Annotated in this window: 17 protein-coding genes; 4 read left to right on the forward strand and 13 right to left on the reverse strand. The window is 60.4% G+C overall.

Annotated elements, in window-relative coordinates:
• Positions 1-32: 32 nt before the first annotated feature.
• Positions 33-584, reverse strand: a complete 552-nt coding sequence (locus MEB48_RS19735) for a cytochrome b (RefSeq protein WP_237885631.1) — start codon at positions 582-584, stop codon at positions 33-35.
• Positions 585-896: 312 nt separating this feature from the next.
• On the opposite strand from MEB48_RS19735, the gene MEB48_RS19740 reads away from it, so the two are divergent.
• On the forward strand, positions 897-1,793 hold the full coding sequence (locus tag MEB48_RS19740; RefSeq protein ID WP_237885632.1) for a YncE family protein: 897 nt from the start codon (positions 897-899) through the stop codon (positions 1,791-1,793).
• A 75-nt stretch (positions 1,794-1,868) separates the two neighbouring features.
• Here the strand turns inward: MEB48_RS19740 and MEB48_RS19745 are convergent, their stop codons facing one another.
• A complete protein-coding gene (locus tag MEB48_RS19745; protein WP_237885633.1) occupies positions 1,869-3,632 on the reverse strand; it encodes an FAD-dependent oxidoreductase in 1,764 nt (587 codons plus the stop codon).
• 222 nt (positions 3,633-3,854) lie between these two features.
• Here MEB48_RS19745 and MEB48_RS19750 point away from each other — a divergent pair, with 222 nt between their 5' ends.
• Together MEB48_RS19750 and MEB48_RS19755 are read left to right on the forward strand one after the other, a co-directional pair.
• Positions 3,855-5,261, forward strand: a complete 1,407-nt coding sequence (locus MEB48_RS19750) for an adenosylmethionine--8-amino-7-oxononanoate transaminase (RefSeq protein ID WP_237885634.1) — start codon at positions 3,855-3,857, stop codon at positions 5,259-5,261.
• A gap of 138 nt (positions 5,262-5,399) precedes the next feature.
• Positions 5,400-6,119: a 16S rRNA (uracil(1498)-N(3))-methyltransferase gene (locus MEB48_RS19755; protein ID WP_237885635.1), complete on the forward strand. Its 720-nt coding sequence runs from the start codon at positions 5,400-5,402 to the stop codon at positions 6,117-6,119.
• Between the two features lie 171 nt (positions 6,120-6,290).
• Here MEB48_RS19755 and MEB48_RS19760 read toward each other — a convergent pair whose 3' ends face one another.
• From MEB48_RS19760 to MEB48_RS19770, 3 genes are read right to left on the reverse strand one after another with little or no spacing between them, the layout of a single operon-like run.
• Positions 6,291-7,193 carry a transporter substrate-binding domain-containing protein gene (locus tag MEB48_RS19760; RefSeq protein WP_237885636.1) on the reverse strand — a complete coding sequence of 301 codons (903 nt, stop codon included), beginning with the start codon at positions 7,191-7,193 and terminating at the stop codon, positions 6,291-6,293.
• A gap of 28 nt (positions 7,194-7,221) precedes the next feature.
• Positions 7,222-7,572 (reverse strand): RidA family protein, encoded by a 351-nt coding sequence (locus tag MEB48_RS19765; protein WP_237885637.1) that lies wholly within the window; start codon positions 7,570-7,572, stop codon positions 7,222-7,224.
• A 21-nt stretch (positions 7,573-7,593) separates the two neighbouring features.
• Positions 7,594-8,835, reverse strand: coding sequence for a D-amino acid dehydrogenase (locus tag MEB48_RS19770; protein WP_237885638.1), 1,242 nt, complete (start codon positions 8,833-8,835; stop codon positions 7,594-7,596).
• A 107-nt stretch (positions 8,836-8,942) separates the two neighbouring features.
• Here MEB48_RS19770 and MEB48_RS19775 point away from each other — a divergent pair, with 107 nt between their 5' ends.
• Positions 8,943-9,857: a LysR family transcriptional regulator gene (locus MEB48_RS19775; protein WP_237885639.1), complete on the forward strand. Its 915-nt coding sequence runs from the start codon at positions 8,943-8,945 to the stop codon at positions 9,855-9,857.
• A gap of 126 nt (positions 9,858-9,983) precedes the next feature.
• Here MEB48_RS19775 and trhA read toward each other — a convergent pair whose 3' ends face one another.
• The 8 genes from trhA to pilG all read right to left on the reverse strand — a co-directional run bounded on the left by trhA (position 9,984) and on the right by pilG (position 21,814).
• Positions 9,984-10,601: a PAQR family membrane homeostasis protein TrhA gene (gene trhA, locus MEB48_RS19780; RefSeq protein ID WP_007897999.1), complete on the reverse strand. Its 618-nt coding sequence runs from the start codon at positions 10,599-10,601 to the stop codon at positions 9,984-9,986.
• A gap of 394 nt (positions 10,602-10,995) precedes the next feature.
• Positions 10,996-11,625, reverse strand: coding sequence for a nucleotidyltransferase domain-containing protein (locus MEB48_RS19785; protein WP_237885640.1), 630 nt, complete (start codon positions 11,623-11,625; stop codon positions 10,996-10,998).
• Positions 11,626-11,825: 200 nt separating this feature from the next.
• Positions 11,826-12,284 (reverse strand): chemotaxis protein CheW, encoded by a 459-nt coding sequence (locus MEB48_RS19790; protein ID WP_237885641.1) that lies wholly within the window; start codon positions 12,282-12,284, stop codon positions 11,826-11,828.
• Positions 12,277-18,180, reverse strand: a complete 5,904-nt coding sequence (locus MEB48_RS19795) for an Hpt domain-containing protein (protein ID WP_237885642.1) — start codon at positions 18,178-18,180, stop codon at positions 12,277-12,279. The genes MEB48_RS19790 and MEB48_RS19795 overlap by 8 nt, the downstream gene beginning before the upstream one ends.
• A gap of 37 nt (positions 18,181-18,217) precedes the next feature.
• Positions 18,218-20,266: a methyl-accepting chemotaxis protein gene (locus tag MEB48_RS19800; protein WP_237885643.1), complete on the reverse strand. Its 2,049-nt coding sequence runs from the start codon at positions 20,264-20,266 to the stop codon at positions 18,218-18,220.
• Positions 20,267-20,421: 155 nt separating this feature from the next.
• Complete coding sequence (locus tag MEB48_RS19805; RefSeq protein WP_237885644.1) at positions 20,422-20,976, reverse strand: chemotaxis protein CheW; 555 nt, start codon at positions 20,974-20,976, stop codon at positions 20,422-20,424.
• Between the two features lie 10 nt (positions 20,977-20,986).
• A complete protein-coding gene (gene pilH / locus MEB48_RS19810) occupies positions 20,987-21,352 on the reverse strand; it encodes a twitching motility response regulator PilH (RefSeq protein WP_008068134.1) in 366 nt (121 codons plus the stop codon).
• A 57-nt stretch (positions 21,353-21,409) separates the two neighbouring features.
• Positions 21,410-21,814 (reverse strand): twitching motility response regulator PilG, encoded by a 405-nt coding sequence (gene pilG / locus MEB48_RS19815; protein WP_237885645.1) that lies wholly within the window; start codon positions 21,812-21,814, stop codon positions 21,410-21,412.
• Positions 21,815-22,007: the final 193 nt, after the last annotated feature.

Consider the following 22,007-nt stretch of genomic DNA (forward strand, 5'->3'; position numbering starts at 1 on the left):
GCTTTCTATTCCTTGGGAGTCGAGGTTGAATATCAGGCTTTGCGTCCCAGCATTCGCGTCAGGGTCGCATCACGATCGATAAAGTGGTGTTTCAATGCTGCCAACGCATGGAGGCCGGAAAAAATTACCAGCACCCAAGCCAGGTACAAATGGATCACACCAGCGGTGTCTGCCTGGTCCGGTAGTCCGGAAACCAGTGCAGGAACTTCAAACAGGCCAAACACCGGGATCCCGACACCGTCTGCGGTGGAAATCAGGTAACCGGCAATCATCACAGCGAACAGCCCGAGATAGAGAAAGCCATGGCCGAACACAGCGCCAAGGCGCGTCATGCGGCTATAACTTTGCAGGGGCGGCGGCGGTGGGCTGAGAAAGCGCCACAATACCCGCAGCAACATGACCGCGAACAACACCAGACCAATGCTCTTGTGCAAATCCGGCGCATCTTTGCGCCAGGTGCTGTAGTAGTCGAGACCGACCATCCACAGCCCCAATGCGAACAGGCCGAAGACGGCGAGCGCTACACCCCAGTGCATGAAGATGCTGACCCAACCGTAGCGGGAAGAAGAGTTACGTAGCTGCATTGCCCAAATCCTGTAAGAACTGCGACCAAGACTATCGAGTTATCTATCGATTTAAAGCGGAAAATTTCGCTCTGAAATATCGAGAAATACGATCAAGACCTTGGGGTCGAGATGTTAAGAGAGTGTTAACCGGGTGAAAAACCTTCAGCCATCGTTCCCATTTTCACTGCCAGCGCCTTACCACTCGTCAGAACTGTCATATCTGGCAGTAGTGCCATTTCGGGTCATTGATGAATCTGGACTCGAATATTTGTTCGAGCGGCCGAAAAGGAGTTCTACGATGAGTCACAATTCGAGTTCCCCCCCGTGATAATGAGCAATCAATCGATACCCGTAGGAGAAGGACCGCGAGGGATAGCCATCAGCAGTGATGGGGCTCGCGTTCTTGTTTGCAATTACATTTCAGACAATGTCTCTGTCATCGACACCCGGAGAAAAAAGGTAATCCGCACCATTGCCGTCGAGCGTTACCCCCAAAACATCACCCTTAGCCCTGGCGGAAAAAGAGCTTATGTAACCAACTACGGCTCGGGCTCGGTTTCAGTGATTGATACCGAAACATACGAAATGGGTAACGTCACGGTGGGGAGACATCCGTGGGGAGTCGTCGTGAGCCGCGACGGGAAACAGGTTTACGTCACGGTTCGACAGGATAAAGAGTGGTTGGCAATTATTGACGCCCGCACTTACGCGGTGAGCAGAGTGCGAGGATTACCCTCGCCGTCCATCAGTGTGGATATCAGCCAGGACGATTCGCGTCTTTATATTTCCAGCACCAACCCCCCTGGCGCCCCGTATCAGGATGCGCTCACGGTCATCGACAGCAAGACGTTCGAAGTCATCGACATCATCAAAACCGCACAATATCCGTCAGCGGTTACCGTCAGCCCCGACGGCAGAGAAGTGTATGTCGTGGGTCAGGACGCTCGAAAACTTACCGTGCTGGACACCCGGTCATCAATCACCAGGCATTTCGACTTTGTGACTTGCGAAGGGAAGATAGTATTCGGCGAAAAAAGCGCTTATGCCGTCGATCAAACCAACAAGGAGATCGTGGAAGTGAATACCGCCACGCACGAGATTATTCGCAGGGTGCCCATCCCTGGTGCTTGCGAACCGTATGACATGGTGCTTGATCGACACAACCGTGCCTATATCAGCGACTACCAAAGTGACGAAGTCCATATCGTCGATCTGTCTCAGGCATAAGGCGCGCCCGCGAAACCGGTGTGTCAGGCAACATCGATGTTGACTGTACCGCCGTCTTCGCGGGCAAGCCCGCTCCTACTGTGTCTTGGTTTCAGTCGTTGCCGGGATCTTCGCAGCTGTACTGGACACTGGTTTCTTCACGGGTTCAGTCTTTTTCGCCGTCGCCTTGACCGGCGCTTTTTTGGTCTCGGTTTTAGCCGCCGGCTTTTTCACGGGAGCTTTCTTGACCGGCTCGGCTTTCACCGGCACCGCTGGCTTCGGCGGCTCAACCGGTACTGGCGCTGGGGCCGGCGCAGCTACCGGGGCCGGCACGGGAGCCACCGGTGCCACTGGTGCTGGCGCCTTGGCTGGTGCCGGTTTGTCGTCAGAACCACCGAACAGGTTGGTGAAGAAGTTGCCTTTCTTCGCCGCCACTGCACCTGCCGCTGCTGCGGTCGCCGCCGGAACAACTTTCGCCGGCTCAAACGATTTGCCCGCCGCCAGATCCTCTACCTGACTGGCCGCACGCTGACCGGTGCGCAATGCGCCTTCCAGAGTGCCTGGGTACAAGGTATCGGTGTGCTCGCCGGCAAAGGCTACACGTTGTAGCGGGCGCTCCCACAGGCGCCAGTACTTGCTGATCTGGCCCGGGCCGAAGGCCAGGTAAGCGCCACCCATTGAAGGATCGGTGCTGTAGCGACGGATTTCATAACCGGTGAACGACCCGCGTGCCTGTGGATAAAAGGCGTGCAGACGAATCAACACCTGATCGACCATCTGCTTGTCGCCAAAGGCCTGCAACACCCGCGCGTTGTCGCCCGACAGGTTGATCACCACGTTGGCGCCGCCCTTCAGGGCCGGCTCGACCCACAACATGCCCAGGCCAGTGTTGCTGTAGATCTCGCCGGACATACGCGCCTTGCTTTCCCACACTGGCGTCTTGAATTTCAGCATGATCTGGTCGCGCCAGCCGTAGTTGGTGCCCTTGATGGCGCCCATGTGCTGAGCATCCAGCGCCGGGGTCATCTGGATCTTGTTCAGTGCGCGCAACGGCACGGCCAGCACCACGTAATCCGCCTGATAGCCAACGCTGCCGACTTTGACGGTCACGCCGTCCTTGTCCTGAGTAATGGCCGAAACCGGGGAGCTGGTCTTGATGGTTTTCAGTTGTTTGACGAAAGCCTGGGCCAGCACCGGGCTGCCGCCAGGCAGACGCGAGGCGCGCAGGTCACGGTCGGCAATGCCACGGTAGACGCGACTCTGTTGTGCGAAGTACAGCAGCGACAGGCGCGAAGGTTCGTCATAGCGGGTACGAATCTGCTGATTCACCAACTGACGCGCAGTGGTCGGCAGATTCAGACGATCGAGCCAGTTGGACACGTTGATCTGGTCCAGGGCAAACAGCGTGCTGTTGGCGGCCGGGTTTTGCGGGTCTTCGATCGAACGCGCCAGATCATCCAGCGTCTTTTCGTAGCGTTTCAGCGCTTCGGCGGTGGCCGGCTGTTTAGTCGCCAGATCGGCGGCGGTGAAATATTCACCGTCGATCAGATAGCCAGGGGTCCGTACGAATTCAGGGGCTGGCGTGGTGGTCAGCTTGAACGTCGAGATGTACTTGTTCAGCACCGGCTGGGTCTTGTCGTTGCCGATCCACTCACTGGTGGCCATGCCGGAGCGACCACCCAGGGTCGGCTTGGCTTCCAGCAAGGTGACCTGCCAGCCTTTGTTCTGCAATTCGTACGCCGCGGTGAGGCCCGAAAGCCCGCCGCCGACCACGATCGCGGTTTTATCCTTGGCCAGCGCCGCAACGCTGAACAGCCCCAACATCACCAGCGCACAGGCGCGCAGCCAACCAGCAGACATTCAGCGAACTCCGGAAATACACGAGGAAATAGCGGTTTTGCGAGTCAGACGACTCAAAGAACCGCGAAGAATACGTCAGCCATCAAAACGCCGCCAGCGACGCCTATCGTCCTCTACAAAGTAGCTCAATCGACACAATGGGTTGTCCCGATGACGCGCATTGCATAGGCTTGCGCGATTGTTTGCCCGCGACACAAGCGAGCCGCCTCGAGGAGACTGAACATGGGCCTGAATAATCAGTGGATGCAACGCGATCTCGCGGTGTTATGGCATCCCTGCACCCAGATGAAAGACCACGAACAGCTGCCGCTGATCCCGATCAAGCGCGGTGAAGGCGTGTGGCTGGAAGACTTCGAAGGCAAACGTTACCTCGACGCCGTCAGTTCCTGGTGGGTCAATGTGTTCGGTCACGCCAATCCGCGGATTAACCAGCGCATCAAGGATCAGGTCGATCAGCTGGAACACGTGATCCTCGCCGGTTTCAGCCATCAGCCGGTGATCGAACTGTCGGAGCGTCTGGTGAAAATGACGCCCGAAGGCCTGACCCGGTGCTTCTACGCCGATAACGGTTCGTCGTGCATCGAAGTCGCGCTGAAAATGAGCTTTCATTACTGGCTCAACCGCGGCCAGCCGAACAAGAAGCGCTTCGTCACCCTCACCAACGGCTACCACGGCGAGACCATGGCGGCGATGGCGGTGGGCGACGTGCCGCTGTTCACCGAAACCTACAAAGCCCTGCTGATGGACACCATCAAGGTGCCGAGCCCCGATTGCTACCTGCGTCCCGAGGGCATGAGCTGGGAAGAACACTCGCGCACTATGTTCGCCGCCATGGAGCAGACGCTGGCCGACAACCACGACACCGTGGCCGCCGTGATCCTGGAACCGCTGATTCAGGGCGCCGGGGGGATGCGCATGTATCACCCGGTGTACCTCAAGCTGCTGCGCGAAGCCTGTGATCGTTATGGTGTGCACTTGATCCACGATGAAATCGCCGTCGGCTTCGGCCGCACCGGTACGATGTTCGCCTGCGAACAGGCCGGTATCCGCCCGGACTTCCTCTGTCTGTCCAAGGCCCTGACCGGCGGTTACCTGCCGTTGGCGGCCTGCCTGACCACCGACGAGGTCTACAGCGCCTTCTACGACGACTACCCGACCCTACGCGCCTTCCTGCATTCCCACAGCTATACCGGCAATCCGCTGGCGTGCGCGGCGGCATTGGCGACGCTGGATATCTTCGAAGAAGACAACGTTATCGAGAACAACAAGGCTCTGGCCCAGCGCATGGCCTCCTCCACCGCGCACCTGGCCGATCACCCGAACGTTGCCGAAGTGCGCCAGACCGGCATGGTGCTGGCGATCGAGATGGTCAAGGACAAGGCCAGCAAGACCGCTTACCCGTGGCAGGAACGTCGTGGTTTGAGAGTGTTCCAGCATGCGCTAGAGCGTGGTGCGTTATTGCGGCCGTTGGGCAGCGTGGTGTATTTCCTGCCGCCGTACGTGATTACCCCGGAGCAAATCGACTTTCTGGCCGAAGTGGCCAGCGAAGGCATCGACATCGCCACCCGTGACAGCATCAGCGTGGCGGTGCCGAAGGACTTTCATCCGGGTTACCGCGATCCGGGCTAGTTTCTCTCGTTCCCACGCTCTGCGTGGGAACGCAGCCGGGGACGCTCCGCCTCCCAAAAGCGGACGCGGAGCGTCCGGTGAGGCATTCCCACGCAGAGCGTGGGAACGATCAGTTCAGACGAATTACAGAGACCATTGATGAGACTGTCCCGCTTCTTTATCGACGCCCCCTTGAGCATCGGCGAACACGAGCTTCCCGAGGCCCAGGCCCATTACATCAGCCGCGTGCTGCGCATGGCCGAGGGTGATGCGGTGCAATTGTTCGACGGTTCGGGCCATGAGTTTCGCGGCGCGCTGGCGGAAGTGGGCAAGAAGCGCGTCTCGGTGCGCATCGATGAAAGCTTCGCCGGGCAGGTCGAGTCGTCGCTGGCGGTCCATCTCGGCCAGGGTTTGTCCCGGGGCGAGCGGATGGACTGGGCGATTCAGAAAGCCACCGAACTGGGCGTCAGCGAGATCACGCCGATCTTCACCGACCGCTGCGAAGTCCGCCTCAAGGACGAGCGCGCCGACAAACGCCTGATGCACTGGCGTCAGGTGGCGATCAGCGCCTGCGAGCAGTGCGGGCGCTCATCGGTGCCGGTGATTCATCCGCCGCTGCTGTTGGCCGATTGGCTGAAGCAGACGGAGGCCGAATTGAAGCTGGTGCTGCACCCGGTGGCCGAGCCGCTGGTGAGCCATGCGAAACCGGCGACACTGGCGTTTCTGATCGGCCCGGAAGGCGGGTTGTCCGACGCTGAAGTCGAGCAGGCCAAGGCTGGCGGTTTTCACGCCGCCCGCCTCGGCCCTCGCGTGTTGCGCACCGAAACCGCGCCGGTGGTGGCGCTGGCGGTAGCCCAGCAGCTTTGGGGCGACTTCTAGGTTTGATCGTTCCCACGCTCAGCAAAGGAATGCAGCCCGGGTTGCTCCGTTGATCGTTCCCACGCTCTGCGTGGGAATGCAGCCCGGGATGCTCTGCGTCCCACTTGAAGCCGAACGCGGAGCGTCCGTAGAGGCATTCCCACGCAGAGCGTGGGAACGATCCGTCAGGGACTATTGCACCGGGTCACTCACTGGTTTGGCGATTATTGCCTTCAACTCGCTGGTCATCGGAAACTCAAGGTTCAAACCTTTAGGCGGAATCGGCTGCTGGAACCAGCGGTTGTAGATGCCATTGATTTCCCCCGAGCTGTACAAATCGGCAAGCGTCGAATTCACCAATTCAAGAAACTGCGGATCGCCCTTGCGTACCATGCAGCTGTAGATTTCCCGGGATTGCTCCTCGCCCACCACCACCCACTTATGCGGATCGCGCGCCTTGGCCCGTTCGCCGTAGAGCAGCGCGTCATCCATATAAAACGCCGCTGCCCGCCCGGACTGCAGCATCTGGAACGCTTCGCCGTGGTCCTTGGCGCTGATCACGAACATATCGATCTTGTGATCGACGTTGTAGCTCTTCAAAAACCGCTCATTGGTGGTGCCGGCGGTGGTCACGACGTTCTTGCCGCGCAGGTCGGCGAAACTCTTGATGCCGCTGTCCTTCGCCGTGAGCAACTGCCCCTTCACGTAGATGAACCCATAGGAAAACGCCACTTGCTGCATGCGCTCGGCGGTCACGCCGGTGGAGCCGCATTCAAGGTCGACCGTGCCGTTCTGCACCAGCGGAATGCGTGTTTGCGAGGTCACCAGGTTGTACTTCACCTGCAGATCCGGCAGCTCGAGTTTTTGCTTGATGCGCTCGACAATCTTGCTCGCCAGATCCACCGAATAGCCCATCGGCTGTCCCGTGTGATCACCCACGTAAGAGAACGGCACCGACGCATCGCGATAGCCCAGCGTGATGCTCTTGGCATTGGCAACCTTGTTCAGCGTGCCGGTCAGTGGTGTTTCACTGGCCTGGACCTGACTGCCAAGCAACAGGCCGAGGGTGCAGCCGATCAACGTGATTTTTTGCATTGTTATTCTCCGTTGTGGGTAGATCGAATTAACGGCGGGCGGCGATTACGGTGATTTCCACCAGAACCTCTGGACGGGCCAGTTGCGCCTGCAACGTGGTGCGGGTCGGCGCCTTGTCCGGCGACAACCATTGCGACCAGACCTCGTTCATGGCGGCGAAATCGCGGCCAATGTCACTCAGGTAAATGGTCGCGCTGAGCAAGTGATCCTTGTCGCTGCCAGCCTCGGCCAGCAAACCGTCGATTTTCGCCAGCACCTCTGCGGTTTGGCCGGTGACGTCGTGACTGTCACCCGGCACCTGTCCCGAGAGAAACACCAGCTCGCCAAAGGTCACGGCGCCAGAGAGTCGATTGTTGCTGTTGAAACGCGTGATGCTCATTGGTTCTTTTTCCTTTTCCAGTCAGGCGACGCGGGGTGCGAGGCCCTGCATTTCGATCGAGGGTGCGCGCCGGGCAATCAACTCACTCAGCAGTCGAGCGCTACCGCAGGCCAACGTAAAACCCAGGGCGCCATGGCCAAGGTTGAGCCAGAGGTTGCGGTACGCCGTGGCGCCAATCAACGGCACGCCGCTGGGCGTCGCCGGGCGCATGCCGGCCCATTCGATGGCGGCGCCGTAATCGCCGGCATTGGGCAGGGTTTCCTGCGCCTGGCGTTTGATCAGCGCCAGGCGCTTGGGATCGAGCGCCGGGTCGAAACCGACAATGTCGACCATTGCCGCTACGCGCAGTTGTGCCCCAATGCGGGCGTAAACAATCTTGCGGTTGTAATCGGTGATGCTCAGCTCCGGCGCGCGATGTTCGGCGCGGATCGGCAGGGTCAGGCTGTAGCCCTTGAGCGGATACAGCGGCAGGTTCATGCCCGGCAACGCCAGCGCCGGGCTGCGATGACCGGCAGCGATCACCAATTGCTCGACTGGCAGCACCTGCGCGCCCATTTCGATGGCCTGTACCGCGCCGTCCGCGTGGCGAATGCCGGTGACTGTGCGGCCGAGCAAAAACTCGCAACGCCCCGACGCCTTGAGCCGAGCCACCAGTTGCTGGCAGAACGCATGGCAATCGGCGACTTCTTCATCGGGCGTGTAGATCGCGCCCACGAACGGCGCCTCGGCAAGTGCCGGCTCCAACTGTGCGCATTCGGCCCGGGACAATACCTGTTGCTGTCGTGGATCAGTCAGCCCTTGGCGCGCATGCTCGAAACTTGCCGTTTCACGAAACGTCACCAGTTTGCCGTTGCGCCGCCAATCGAAACCGTCGAGGCGGTCTTCGTCGCGCCAGCCTTGCAGCGTGGCCTGGCTCAGCAACGCCAGACGCAGCAGATGGGCGCCGTTGCGCTGATTCACCGAACGCCGACAGGCCACCAGAAAGGACGCCATCCAGCGCCATTGCGCCGGGTCCAGGCGCGGACGCAGCTTCAAGGGCGAATCACCGCGCAACATCCAGCCCAGCGCCTGCAACGGTACGCCGACATCGGCCAGTGGCGCGACATAGCGGTAGGACAACTGGCCGCCGTTGGCGAAACTGGTCTCGCTGGCAAACGAATCCCGGGCCTCGATCAGCGTCACGTCGATGCCGTCGCGAACCAGTGCGTAAGCCGTTGTCAGTCCGATGACGCCGCCACCGATGATGCAAACCCGCTGAGCCATGTCTGTCCTTAAGCGTTGTTGGAACAGGCTTCAGGTTAGGACCAGGTGACAGCCGTTGAACAATGCATAAAGATGGCTGACCCATAAACAAAGGTTATGGACTTGCCATGCGACTGCGACACATCGAGATTTTTCAGGCCATTCGCCAGACCGGTTCGGTGAGTGGCGCCGCCCAGTTGCTGCACGTGTCGCAGCCGGCGGTGAGCAAAGTGCTGCAACACGCCGAACAGCAACTGGGCTTTGCGTTATTCCTGCGGGTGCGCGGTAAATTGCAGCCGACGCCCGAAGCCCTGGAGCTTGAGCGCGAGGTCGATAAGGTCACTGAAAGCCTGCAAGGGGTGCGACGTCTGGCGCTGAGCCTGCGCCGCGAGCCGGGCCACAGTGTACGGATCGGCGCCATCCCGGCGCTGGCCTTGTCGCTGCTGCCACCGGCGATCAACGAATGGACGCAACGCTACCCGGAAATCGCCTGCGAACTGTCCAGCGCCCACAGCCGTGAGCTGATGCAGAATCTGTTGATGCGCGAAGTGGATGTCGCCCTGACGCTGCAACCGCCGGATCATCCGGGCCTGAAGGCGCAAGCCCTGGCCTGTGGGATGTTGGTGGCGCTGGCGCCGAAGGGCTTTTGGGCCGATGACACTCACGGTAAACCGCTGCGGTTGATCGAACTGGCCGGTGCGCCGCTGATCGGCTTGTCCAGCGCCGACCCGCTGGCCGCCAGACTCGACAGCTACCTTGAGGCGGTCGATCCGCCACCCAAGGTACGCATCGCGGTGCAGACCTATTCGCTGGCGCGGGCGATGGTTGAATCCGGTGCCGGGTTGGCAGTGATCGACCCGTTCACCGCGCTCGGCGCGTCTCCCGCCACCACAGCGATTCGCCCCCTGGCGCCGGCGCTGCCGATCACCCTGTACGCGGTGACCCGCGCCGACGAACCGCCGCCGCACACCTTGAGCGATTTGCTGCAAGTGTTCAGCCGTCGGGCGCAGGCGCAACTGGATCACCTATGCCCCACCCTGTAGGAGCGAGCGGTGCGGCGATCCGACTTGCCCGCGAACAATCCCCCGCGGTATATCAGGTACACCGCGTCATCGTTCTTCGCGGGCAAGCCTCGCTCCTACAGGTTTTGCAAATAGCTGCAGTGCGCTCTACAGGACATAAAACAAAATCGCCACAAAGTGCAGCACGCTCCCGGCGATCACGAACAGATGCCATACGCCATGGGCGTGACGCAAACGATGATCGAGGGCAAAAAAGATAATCCCCACGGTGTACAACACCCCGCCCGACGCCAGCCAGGTAAAGCCGACTGGCCCCAGCGCCGCCAGTAACGGCTTGACCGCCACCAGTACGATCCAGCCCATCACCGCGTAAATCACGATCGACAAAATCCGCGCTTCCGAGCGGGGTTTTATTTCTTGCAGGATGCCGATCAGCGCCAGCCCCCAGACAATCCCGAACAACGTCCAGCCCCACGGCCCGCGCAGGGTCACCAGGCAGAACGGCGTGTAACTGCCGGCAATCAGCAGGTAGATCGAAAAATGATCGACCTTCTGCATGATCGCTTTTTTGCGCCCGCGCACGCTGTGGTAAACGGTCGAGGCGCTGTAGAGCACCAGCAAGGTGAACGCATAAATCGCCACGCTGACGATCTTCCACGGACTGCCGTCCATACTGGCGATCACCAACAACCACACACCCCCGACAAACGCCGCCACCGCCCCGACCAGATGCGTCCAGGCATTCAATCTTTCTCCGTGATACATCTGTTGTTCACCCTCAAAATTCATTGCCGCATCGCGCAAGGCTCAGGCCTTGAGACTAAAAGCGCAATGTTTCAGAACACAATGCCCCTGTAAGAGCTGTCGTGGGAGTCACCTTAGGAGTGTTGGGTGTGGGGCATCAATCAAGAGTGTTGGATCGTTACGCTGACCGTAATGATCGAACACCGTCCCGATCGTTCCCACGCTCTGCGTGGGAATGCCTCAAGGGACGCTCCGCGTTCCAGCTCTCGAATGGGACGCGGAGCGTCCCGGGCTGCATTCCCACGCAGAGCGTGGGAACGATCAAGACGTTTGCGCGTCTTTCAATCGATCCACAGCCGAACGCATCAGCCCTTCGCACTCCTTGCGATCCGGCGGCTCAGCTTTCAGTCCACCGCTACGTAACAGGTTTTCCAGGTTCTCGTTGCTGCCCATCCTTGGACTCCAAAGGGTTTCCCCCCATCAGATTGATCTTGTCCTGCTGCGCTACCCGCACGACAAAACTATTTTCAGCCGCCAGTTTTGCGGCCCAGTCGTCGGGGGTGTAGAGCGTCGGGTTGAGGACGCGGCCCAACTGCTCTTCCATCGGTATGAGCCGCTCCATCACTTCACTGTAGTGCAGGCCCTCACCGATCAGCATGAGATCAATGTCACTGGATGCGTTTGCCTGATCCTTGGCGATAGATCCGTACACAAATGCCCAGGTGATCTGTTCGGCAAAGGGTTGGAGCGCCTGACGCAGAGGCTCGGCAATACCAAAAGTTTTGCGGGCAATGCCCAGCAGTTCGGCATAGATCGGGCAGTCGGGATTGGCTTGATAGTGGGTCTGGTTACCCTGACGGGTCATGGTCAGCACGCCTGACCGCTGCAACCGATCCAGCTCGCGCATGAGACTGCCTTTACCCACTTGAGCCCAGCGGGCGATTTCGTTGGCGTAAAAACTTCGGTCGGGGTTACCGAACAACAGGCCGAGCACTTTTTGCTGGGTGGTGGTGAACAAGGCTTCGCTTAGTGACAGGTTTTTCACGGCAACGACCGATAAGTCCCAAAAAAGGAACGATAGGTCCCTTTTTGGGAATCTTCAACCTGACGCAGAAATTTTGTGGCAAGAGGGCTTCACGATCGTTCCCACGCTCTGCGTGGGAATGCAGCCCGGGACGCTCTGCGTCCCAAAAAGCCGAACGCAGAGCGTCCGTTGAGGCATTCCCACGCGGAGCGAGGGAACGATCAGTGGGCTAACCCTGCTGTAACAAGCAGCTCCTCCAGCGCCAACAAATCCGGCACCTTGGCCACTTGCTCCCCCACCTGCACCGCCGCCTGTTCCAGCGAACACAACGGCACATCGACATAGCTCAACTGACTATCCAACTTGTAAGACCGCGGAATCCCCTGCACCAATAACGCAATGAACTTCAGCTCAGGCCGCCCGCCGAGGGCGTTGAGGATGACGATCCGTGCTCGCTCACCGATCACCACTTTGTTGCCACACGCCGACTCAAAACTAAGCAATGGAATCTGCCGATCCCGCCACGTCACCCGCCCCAGATACCACGGTGGTGTGTCGAGGTCGAAGGCGCCGGGTTGGTAATCGATGAGTTCAGCGACAGCGACGTTGGGCAAAATCAGGTTGCGATCAGCCAAGGGCAATAAAAGCCCGGTGAGATTGCTGGAACGGTGCTCATGCATGGGTTTTGCTCCACCGGGCAATGCTATCGAGCAGCACCGATTCCTGGTATGGCTTGCCGAGGTAGTCGTTGACGCCGATGGCCATGGCGCGGTCGCGGTGTTTCTGGCCGGTACGAGAGGTGATCATGATGATCGGCAGATGCTGCAAGCGCTCGTCGGCGCGCACCTGGGTCGCCACTTCGAAGCCGTCCATGCGCGGCATTTCGACGTCCAGCAACATCAGGTCGGGCCTGTGTTCTTCGAGCAGCAACATGGCGTCGACCCCGTCCTTGGCGGTCAGCACGTTCATGCCGTGGCGCTCCAGCAAACGGCTGGTGACCTTGCGCACGGTGACCGAATCGTCGACCACCAGCACCAGCAACGGCCGTTGCGCCTCGGGCTCGACGTCCTGAGTCACAGGCCGTTGCGGCGCACGCACTTGCATCGCGCGGATCGGCGCCAGCAAGTCGAGAATCAGCACCACCCGGCCGTCGCCAAGAATCGTCGCGCCGGACAAACCCTGCACCGCGGCGAACTGCGGGCCAAGGCTTTTGACCACGATTTCCCGGGTACCGGCCATGGCATCCACTTGCACCGCGACGTGCCGCTCGTTGCACTGCACCAGCAACACCGGCAACGGCAGGCTCTGGCCCAGCAGTTTCGGGCGGGTGCTAGTTTTCAGCAGCTCGCCGAGATAGCACAACTCATAACGTTGCCCGGCGTATTCGTAGGTCGGTGGATCGAGCCGGTAATGCCCTTCGAGTTCGTTGGGCAACACCCGAACGATGCCGTCGATGGTGTTCAGCGGAATCGCGTATTGATCCTCCCCGCATTGCACCATCAGCGCGCGATTGACCGATACGGTGAACGGCAGGCGGATCCGGAAATGCACGCCCTGCCCCGGCACAGAGTCGATGCTCATGCTGCCACCGAGCTGGCGGACTTCTTCGTGAACCACGTCCATGCCGACGCCACGCCCGGAGATCTGGGTGATTTTTTCGGCGGTGGAGAACCCCGGTTGCAGGATGAATTGCAGCACGTCGCGGTCACTGATGTCGCTGTCCGGGTTGAGTAATCCGCGCTTGATCGCCTTGCGCCGCACGGCGTCCAGCGGCACGCCGGCACCGTCGTCGCGGATGTCGAAAATGATGTCGCCGCCCTCTCGCGACAGGTCGAGCGTGATCTTGCCTTGGGCTGGTTTACCCGCCGCGATTCGCACCTCGGCCGATTCCAGCCCATGGTCGACGGCATTGCGCAGCATGTGCTCCAGCGGCGCGGCCATGCGTTCGAGGACGTTGCGGTCCATCTCGCCTTCGGCGTTGCCGACGACGAAGTCCACGTCCTTGCCCAGCTCGCTGGCGACCTGCCGAACGATGCGCTTCAAACGCGGCAGCATTCGCTCGAACGGCACCATGCGCGTACGCATCAGGCCTTCCTGCAATTCGGTGTTGATGCGGCCCTGCTGTTGCAGCAGGTTTTCCGCGTCTTGATTACGCTGCTCGACGGTTTCCTTGAGATCGAGCAGGTCGGAGGCCGATTCGAACAATGCCCGCGACAACTGTTGCAACTGCGAATGACGGTCCATCTCCAGTGGATCGAATTCTTCATAGCCCAGGCGTTCGGCTTCGACTTGCTGACGGCTGAGAATCCGCCCCTGGGTTTCGGTATCGAGGCGGCGCAACTGGTCACGCATGCGCTCGATGGTGGTTTCCATCTCACTCAGGGCCACCCGTGCATCGCTGACCTGTTGTTCGATGCGGCCCCGCAAGATTGAAGTTTCTCCCGCCAGATTCACTAGATCGTCGAGCAACTCCGCCGAGATCTTGACCGTGTCGGTGCCTTCGGGTTGGGGAGCGGTTGGCTCGGTTTTGGGTGTTGCGGGCATCACCAGCGATTCCGCAGTTTCAGGCACCGCCGGATGGCTGAAATTCTGGATCGCGTCGATCAACCGATCGGCCGGTGGCAATGGCTGACCGGCGCGGGTGGCGTCGAGCATTTGCGCCAGTCGGTCATGGCTGCGTTGCAACAACGAGAACAGCTCGGCGGTGGGTTGCAGCACGCCCGCCGACAAACCTTCATAGAGAAATTCCAGTTCATGGGCCAGGTCGCCAATCGGCGCAATTTCCACCATCCGTGCGCCACCCTTGAGGGTGTGCAGATCGCGCAACAGGGTTTCCACTTCCTGGCGATTCGACGGCTCGGCTTGCCAACGCAACAGTGCCGCGCCGGAGTTTTCGATGATGTCGAAACCTTCCTCGAGGAAGATCTCCAGCAGCTCGGGATCATGTCCCGCCGAGTCATTGCTGGCCGCCGGTTCGATCACCTCGGCACTGCCGGCATTGCCCTGACGAAACTCACGAATGGCTTCGATCAACTCGCCCGGGTCACCCAGCGGACGGTTGTGCTGTAACTGATCAAGGAACATGGCCAGTCGGTCATGGCTCTGTTGCAGCAACTGCGCCAGCCCTTCGCTGTGGCTGTAACGACGGTCCACCAGGCCTTCGTAAAGGCTTTCCAGTTCATGGGCCAGATCGCCGACCGGCTCGACCTCGGCCATCCGCGCACCGCCCTTGAGGGTGTGCAAATCGCGGTGCAAGGACGACAGCGGCGCGGCATTGTCCGGGTCACTCAGCCAGCGCTGCAAGGCCTGGCCGGCGCTTTCGAGGATATCCACCGCCTCTTCCAGGAAGATCGAAACGATTTCGTCGTCCAGCTCAACCTGGGTCGCGCTCTGCTCCAGCTCGGCGGTGGCGCTGCCCAGTTCGCGGATGCTCAGGGTGCGACTGCCGTCACTACGAATCAGGCCCATGGAGGAGGGATCGAGACTCTCATCGAGCAAGCCGCGCAAGGCCCGAACGCGCGCCGGTTGCGCAGTGACTTCCTGGCCGGCGGCCAGTTCGTCGAGCATATTGATCAGCGCTTCATGGGCACTTTGCGCCTCGTGGAAAAACCTGTCGCTGACCGCCAGGCTGCTTTCTTCCACCGCGCCATAGAGGTCGAGCAAGGCCTCGCAGAGTTCATCCACCGGATGCAGATCGGCCAAGTGCGCGCCTTCGCCGAGGGTGGTCAATTCGTCCAGCAGCGCGCTGAGTTCCTGCCGCTCGCCGGGATGCTGCTGCCAGCGCTGCAACAGGCTTTCGGCGTCCAGCAGGATGTCCATGCCCTGGGCGAGAAAATTGTTGATCAGTTGCGGGTCGCGCTTGATGCGCAGTCCCGTGTTGGACGCGCTCAAGAGGCTGTGCAGACGCTCGGTCAGCACTGTGTGGGTTCGCTCGATCAACGAGTGGGCGTCGGGAATTTCGGCCAGCGGATCGCTCTTGAGTTGTCGCAGCCCAAGACGGAACAGCCCTTCGGCTTCCAGCAGCAATTCGACTTCGTCCAGGTCGAGGGCAATCCGGTGCGCCTTGTACTCTCGGGCCAGTTGATCCAGCGACGCCGCCAGTTCGGCAATCGGCAGCACGCCAGCCATCGAGGCGCTGCCCTTGAGTGTGTGCAAGGCTCGCTGCAACTCGTCGCTGGCCTGAAGCGGCACATGCTCGGCGGCCTGATCGAGGAAGCGATTGAGGCTGCCCAAGTGGGTTTCGGCTTCGTTGCGGAAGATCTCCAGCAACAGTGGATCGAGCGCCGCGACATCCTGCGCGTCCTCATCGGACAACGGCTTGTCACCCTTGGCGAGGGCATGGGCGCGGGCGGCCAGTTGATCGACATCGTTGCGCTGGCGCTGGGCATTGGCGGCGAACTCGGCCACCAGTTCCGGTAGCAGTTTCAGCGCATCGCCCACCAGTTGTTGCACCGCAGGCCCTGGTGCGACGCTGTGTTCAAGCACCCGATTGAGCAGGTTTTCCACCGCCCAGGCCAACTCACCCAGCACCAGCGCACGGACCATCCGGCCACTGCCTTTGAGGGTGTGGAAGGCGCGGCGCAATTCAACCAAGGCTGATGTGTTGTCGGGGTTGGCCGACCAGCGTGGCAGGTACTCCTCGAGGATTTCCAGCACCTCGTCAGTCTCTTCAAGGAAGACTTCCAGCAGTTCATTGTCCACCGGCTCTTCACTGGCGGGCGGCGGCAACAGGCTGCCCGGCGTGGTCAGCGCTGGTGGGTTGACCGACGACACCGGGCTGGCCAGCACATCGGCCAGGGACTGAACGGTTTCGGGGTCGTCCAGTTCCTGCATGTCCTGCATGACCAAGGCTTCACTGGGGCTGAGCACATCCTTGAGCATCGGCACCCGCTGTTCGCTGGGGAAGAAGCCGAGTGAGGCCAGGCCTTTTTCCGCGACATCGAGCAGGTGTTCCCCCGGTGCTTCGGGGTCGTCGCCGAGGCGCTCCAGGTAATACTCGATGCTGGTGATGACGTCGGCCAGGCTGTCCAGTTGCTGCCAGCCGGGCTGGCCCGGGTCCACCAGCAGATGCTCGCGGATGAAGCCATTGCAGGTCTCGACCAGGCTCGCCGCGCGGGCCAATGGAATCATCGCCAGCGCGCCGCGCACTTGGGTCAGCAATGCCGGCAAGGGCTGCAAATGCTGGCGGTCCCAGTCGGCGTCGATGTAATCGACGATCATGTCCTTGGCCTGTTGCAGGCAAATGCGCGCTTCCTTGATCACGATCTGATGGATCTGCGTCAGATCGGTGGTCGGCAGACGGCTGTCTTCCTGGCTTTCCGGCTCCACGGTGCCAACCATGCCGGCCAGGGTCGCTTCCACGTAAAGCAAGGCTCCGGCGACGTCCATGAGAGTCGCGTCGTTGGGTTCGCGCTGGCCCTGGGCGAGGCTCAGCACCACCGCCAATTGATCGATGATGACCTTGCGCGGCTGGCCGAAACCGAGCACCGCCAAGGTGTCGGCAATTTGCCGCAAGGGCGCCAGCAGGCTTTCGAGGTCCGAGGTGTGCTGGCGGTCGCTGCGCACGAACAAGTCCAGGCGCTCCTTGACCCGCACCAGCTCTTCGCACAGCGCCGACAATACCGAGCGCATGGCGTCGCGGTCAGGGCCGGCCAGCCGTGCCCGTTCTTCATCGACCATCGCGCCGTCGGGTAGCGCGTCGTCAAGTGAGTAGCGATCTTTCATGGTCAGCATCTGCCCGGTGGGGTGTTCGGCCTTGGCAATATAGAACAACAAACTCTTGAGCAGCTCCGGCGGTGCCGGTTGATTGATGCCGGGCATGCCCTGTTCGAGCAGACGCTTGAGCTCTTTGTCGGCGTCCTTGAACAGGCTGCGCAACGCCGGGCTGTTGGCTATCGAGCCATTGCGCATACCTTCGACCAGTGCCGAAGCGACTTGCCATAACGGGCTCAGGGGCGCATTGCCGCACAACGCTTCGAGGCGCGCAAACACCCTGGCCAGATAACCGAAGTGGGTTTCGCTATCCTGCTCGCGCAGCAAGCCGACCAGCGCCATTTGCAACATCTGCCGCAATTTGCGCAGCACATTCGGCAAGTCGGATGGCTCCAGCAGCGCCACGGCCTCTGGGCTCAGGGGTGACAGCTCCGGCAGTTGCGGGCTGAACAAACTGGTTTCCGACAACAAGCTTTCGCCGCGAGCGCTACGCAGGTCGTTGATCAAAGGCAACACGACTAAAGGCAAATCACGACGGGCGCCTTGCACCCGGTCGAGGTAAGTCGGCAATTGCCCCAAGGCGTGCAGCAATAGATGGATCGCCTCGTCGCGATGGCTGATGCGGTTTTGCTGCAAGGCGCTGGTCAGCTGCTCGATTTCTTCGGCGAGCAGGGCCGCGCCGTAGAACTCGACCATCTGCAAACTACCGTGAACCTGATGGACACCGGCCAGACACTCGCTCAGCGTGTGCGTCGCCTGTGGATCGTCGATCAGGGTTTCGATCGCCTGATGAGCCTGTTTCAGCGTTTCGGCAATCTCGCCTTTGACCCATTCGAGGGCCACATAGTCGTGCCGATCACCCATAACCACTCCAATCAAGATGCATCCGCCCTGGGGCGGTTCAAGCGTTGTCCGCAGATCTGGCCGGCAAAGTGAAACCGGACACCGAACGTCGCAGCTGGCTGGCCATTTTCGCCAGGTTGCCAATGCTCTCGGCAGTGGCGGTGGAACCCGACGAGGTCTGCGTAGTGATTTGCTGGATCACGTTCATCGTCAGGGAAATCTGGCCGGCCGACGAAGTCTGTTGCTGCGCGGCGTTGGAAATACTCTGGATCAATGCCGCGAGGGTCTTCGATACACCTTCGATTTCTTCCAGGGCCACTCCGGCATCCTGCGCCAGACGCGCGCCGCGCACCACTTCGGTGGTGGTCTGCTCCATGGAAATCACCGCTTCGTTGGTGTCGGTCTGAATCGCCCGCACCAGTGTTTCGATCTGCCGGGTCGCCGCGGACGAACGCTCGGCCAGACGCTGCACTTCGTCGGCCACCACCGCAAAACCGCGCCCGGCGTCACCGGCCATGGACGCCTGAATCGCCGCGTTGAGGGCGAGGATATTGGTCTGATCGGCAATGTCATCGATCAGGCTGACAATGTCGCCGATTTCCTGAGAAGACTCTCCCAGCCGTTTGATGCGCTTGGCGGTGTCCTGAATCTGCTCGCGAATATTGTCCATGCCATGAATGGTGTTGTGCACCACTTCATTGCCCTTGTTGGCGATCTCCACCGAGCGCTCGGCCACCGCGGAGGATTCGGCAGCGTTGGCCGAGACCTGATCGATGGACTGGGCCATGTCGTTGATCGCCGTGGAGGCTTCGGAAATCTGCTGGGCCTGATGCTCCGAGGCCTGGGCCAGGTGCATGGCGGTGGCCTGGGTTTCCTGCACGGCGGCGGCGACCTGGCCAGCGGTGAGGTTGATGGTCGCCACCAGATCGCGCAGTTGGTCGACGGAATAGTTGATCGAGTCCGCAATGGTGCCGGTGAAGTCTTCGGTCACCGAGGCGGTCACGGTCAGGTCGCCGTCGGCGAGGTCTTCGATTTCGTCCAGCAAACGCATGATCGCGTTCTGGTTGCGCTCATTCTTCTCGGCGGTTTCACGCAGCTGACGGTTGGTTTCACGCACCATCACCAAGCCGATGAGGATGATCGACATCAACGCGAGCAGGCCCAGCACATAGCCGCCGATGGTATCGGTGTTGCGTCCGCCGGCGAGGTTTTCGAACCGACTGGCCAGGTGCGAGGCTTCATCGAGCAGGGTTTGCGACAAGGTAAAGATGTTGGTGGCCGATTCGCGGACCTTGAACAGCTGCGGCGAGGTTTCGAGGATTTCGTCCACGGAACCCGAAACGAATTCGAACAGTTCGGAAATCTCGGTCAACCGGGCGCGCGCATCGCGGTCTTCGACCTGGCTGATTTTCAGTGCCGCATTGCCTTGAAGCATGCCGTTGAGCACCAGGCCAAAACGCGCCGCGTCGCGACCGAAGGCGTCGGCTGCCTGCTGCGAGCTTTCGTCGCCGGACAGCACAGTGTTCACCGCACCAAGAATCCGCTCGGCCAGCAGAGACTGACGCTGGGCCATCGCCACCTGAGCGGCCGGGGCGCCGCGTTGCAGCAGGGTTTCGACGACCTTTTCATACTCAATCTGCAACTGCGGCACGGTTTCGCCCAGGGTCGCAGCCACTTGATGCAAGGACAGCACGGTCTGTTCGCTGGAGAGGATGGCGTCGGTGTTTTTCAGCAGACGCTCCCAATCCAGCTGCACGGCGCGCATTTCCGGGCGCACGGTGGACGGTGCCGGCGGCAGGCCGGTGGAAGGATCGCCTTTCTTCAGGTAGCCCCAACGCTGGGCGAAGTCGTTGCGCGCATCGCTGAGCAATTTGAACGCCGCGGCCTTGCCGGCGGCGGCTTCAGTGGCGTTCTTGGCGATGCGTTGAGACAGCACGCGCAGCTCACCGGCGTGGCCGATGTACTGCTTGTCGTAATTCGCCTGGGTGTTGAGGTACGCGAAGTTGGCGAACAGCAGCATGATGAAGACGATCAACGCGATGAACAGCGCGATGATCTGCGACCGACTGCGCGACCCTTCTGGCTTGCCTGATTTTGCTTTTATCATCGGTCCTCGCCTGTTAACCACACCTGTGAACCTTGCCGAAGAACCTGTGGGAGCGGGCTTGCTCGCGAAGGCGATGGGTCAGTCAGCATCAATGTTGAATGAATGACCGCTTTCGCGAGCAAGCCCGCTCCCACATTGAATCGGCGTCGCGCCGGTTATGCGGCGACGTTCATGAATCCTTGCGACTGCGCCAACGCAAACGGGCTGAACACCTGCCACTTCTGCTCACGCTGAAACCGGCCTTTGACGAACGCCGACATCGGCCCTTGCAAGTCATCGGTCGGCACCGGCTCCAGACTGTCCTGGGCAAAGTGCTGCAAGCCGAAGACCTCATCGACCATCAACCCTGCAAACACTTCCTTGTGCTCCACCACCAATATCCGCCGTTGCTTGCGCAAGGCCGGCAGTTCATGGCCGGACTCATAACCATAAAAAAAGCCCTGCAAATCCATGATCGGCAGCAGGCGCCCGCGCAGGTTAGCCACGCCTTTGACCCAGGGCTTGACCCCCGGCAATTGCGTAACCCGCGGTTCGTGCAGGACTTCGCTGACTTCGCCCATGGGTGCGACGTACCAATGCTCGCCCAAGCGAAAACCGATGCCACTCCAGCTGTCCTGTCGGGTCGGCTGGGATGGCAGGTCCGCCGCCAGCAGACGACAGCGCTGGTCAATCTGCAGCAGCAGTTCGAAAGCCGTCAGCGACTCGGTCATGACCGGACGATCAACCGGCCAGCACGTTGTTCAGGGTCTTGATCAGGGTCTCTTCATCGACCGGTTTGGTCAGGTAGTCCTTGGCGCCCTGGCGCGTGCCCCAGACTTTGTCGGTTTCCTGATCCTTGGTGGTGATGATAATCACCGGAATGTGCCCGGTTTCCGGGTCTTTGGTCAGCTGACGGGTCGCCTGGAAACCATTGAGGCCGGGCATGACGATGTCCATCAGCACCGCGTCGGGTTTTTCCTGACGGGCCAGGGCCACGCCGTCGGCGCCGTTTTCGGCTTTCAACACCTCATGACCGTGCTTTTCGAGCATGCCGGTCAGTTTGTACATTTCGGTCGGCGAGTCATCGACGATCAGAATACGTGCCATGGTCTTCCCCATTCTTGTCGACACCAGGCCCCATGGCCGAGCGTCACTGTGCGTGTCCTACTGCGGCGAAACGGCGGCGAAGCCCGGTACATGGGCCTTGATCGCGTTCAGCAGTTCTTCCTTGCTGAAGGGTTTGGTCAAAAACTGGTCGGAACCGACGATCCGCCCCTTGGCCTTGTCGAACAACCCGTCTTTGGACGACAGCATAATCACTGGCGTGGACTTGAACGCACTGTTGTTCTTGATTAAAGCGCAGGTCTGATAGCCATCCAGACGCGGCATCATGATGTCGACAAAGATGATGCCAGGGTGATTGTCGGCAATCTTGGCCAGGGCATCGAAACCATCGACTGCGGTGATGACTTCACAGCCCACGTTTTTCAACAGCGTTTCGGCGGTGCGACGAATCGTTTTCGAATCATCGATCACCATGACCTTCAAGGCGCTGGAATGCTGTTCCATAGTGGCTCTACCGTCGCCTTTGTGAATCAATTTGTCCGTTTGCCACTTACCGTTGGCTCGAAACCCTTGATACTTAAGGGCCAACACGGCATGGCAGCCTTTTTAGCACAGTCTCCCCATCCAATCTATCCGGCGACCCTGGCGGTGGTTTTTCCTTGACCGGAAACACACTCAGCGCCACTCTGACGCCACT

It is taken from the genome of Pseudomonas sp. PGPR40 (genome assembly GCF_022014505.1).
In the GTDB taxonomy this organism is placed as follows: Bacteria; Pseudomonadota; Gammaproteobacteria; order Pseudomonadales; family Pseudomonadaceae; genus Aquipseudomonas.

Coding starts and splice junctions, on each gene's coding strand:
- MEB48_RS19745 (WP_237885633.1), bottom strand. CDS start 3,632: ATGTCTGCTGGTTGGCTGCGCGCCTGTGCGCTGGTGATGTTGGGGCTG.
- MEB48_RS19755 (WP_237885635.1), top strand. CDS start 5,400: ATGAGACTGTCCCGCTTCTTTATCGACGCCCCCTTGAGCATCGGCGAA.
- MEB48_RS19775 (WP_237885639.1), top strand. CDS start 8,943: ATGCGACTGCGACACATCGAGATTTTTCAGGCCATTCGCCAGACCGGT.
- MEB48_RS19805 (WP_237885644.1), bottom strand. CDS start 20,976: ATGACCGAGTCGCTGACGGCTTTCGAACTGCTGCTGCAGATTGACCAG.
- MEB48_RS19735 (WP_237885631.1), bottom strand. CDS start 584: ATGCAGCTACGTAACTCTTCTTCCCGCTACGGTTGGGTCAGCATCTTC.
- MEB48_RS19740 (WP_237885632.1), top strand. CDS start 897: ATGAGCAATCAATCGATACCCGTAGGAGAAGGACCGCGAGGGATAGCC.
- MEB48_RS19770 (WP_237885638.1), bottom strand. CDS start 8,835: ATGGCTCAGCGGGTTTGCATCATCGGTGGCGGCGTCATCGGACTGACA.
- MEB48_RS19750 (WP_237885634.1), top strand. CDS start 3,855: ATGGGCCTGAATAATCAGTGGATGCAACGCGATCTCGCGGTGTTATGG.
- trhA (WP_007897999.1), bottom strand. CDS start 10,601: ATGTATCACGGAGAAAGATTGAATGCCTGGACGCATCTGGTCGGGGCG.
- MEB48_RS19795 (WP_237885642.1), bottom strand. CDS start 18,180: ATGGGTGATCGGCACGACTATGTGGCCCTCGAATGGGTCAAAGGCGAG.
- MEB48_RS19760 (WP_237885636.1), bottom strand. CDS start 7,193: ATGCAAAAAATCACGTTGATCGGCTGCACCCTCGGCCTGTTGCTTGGC.
- pilH (WP_008068134.1), bottom strand. CDS start 21,352: ATGGCACGTATTCTGATCGTCGATGACTCGCCGACCGAAATGTACAAA.
- pilG (WP_237885645.1), bottom strand. CDS start 21,814: ATGGAACAGCATTCCAGCGCCTTGAAGGTCATGGTGATCGATGATTCG.
- MEB48_RS19800 (WP_237885643.1), bottom strand. CDS start 20,266: ATGATAAAAGCAAAATCAGGCAAGCCAGAAGGGTCGCGCAGTCGGTCG.
- MEB48_RS19790 (WP_237885641.1), bottom strand. CDS start 12,284: ATGCATGAGCACCGTTCCAGCAATCTCACCGGGCTTTTATTGCCCTTG.
- MEB48_RS19765 (WP_237885637.1), bottom strand. CDS start 7,572: ATGAGCATCACGCGTTTCAACAGCAACAATCGACTCTCTGGCGCCGTG.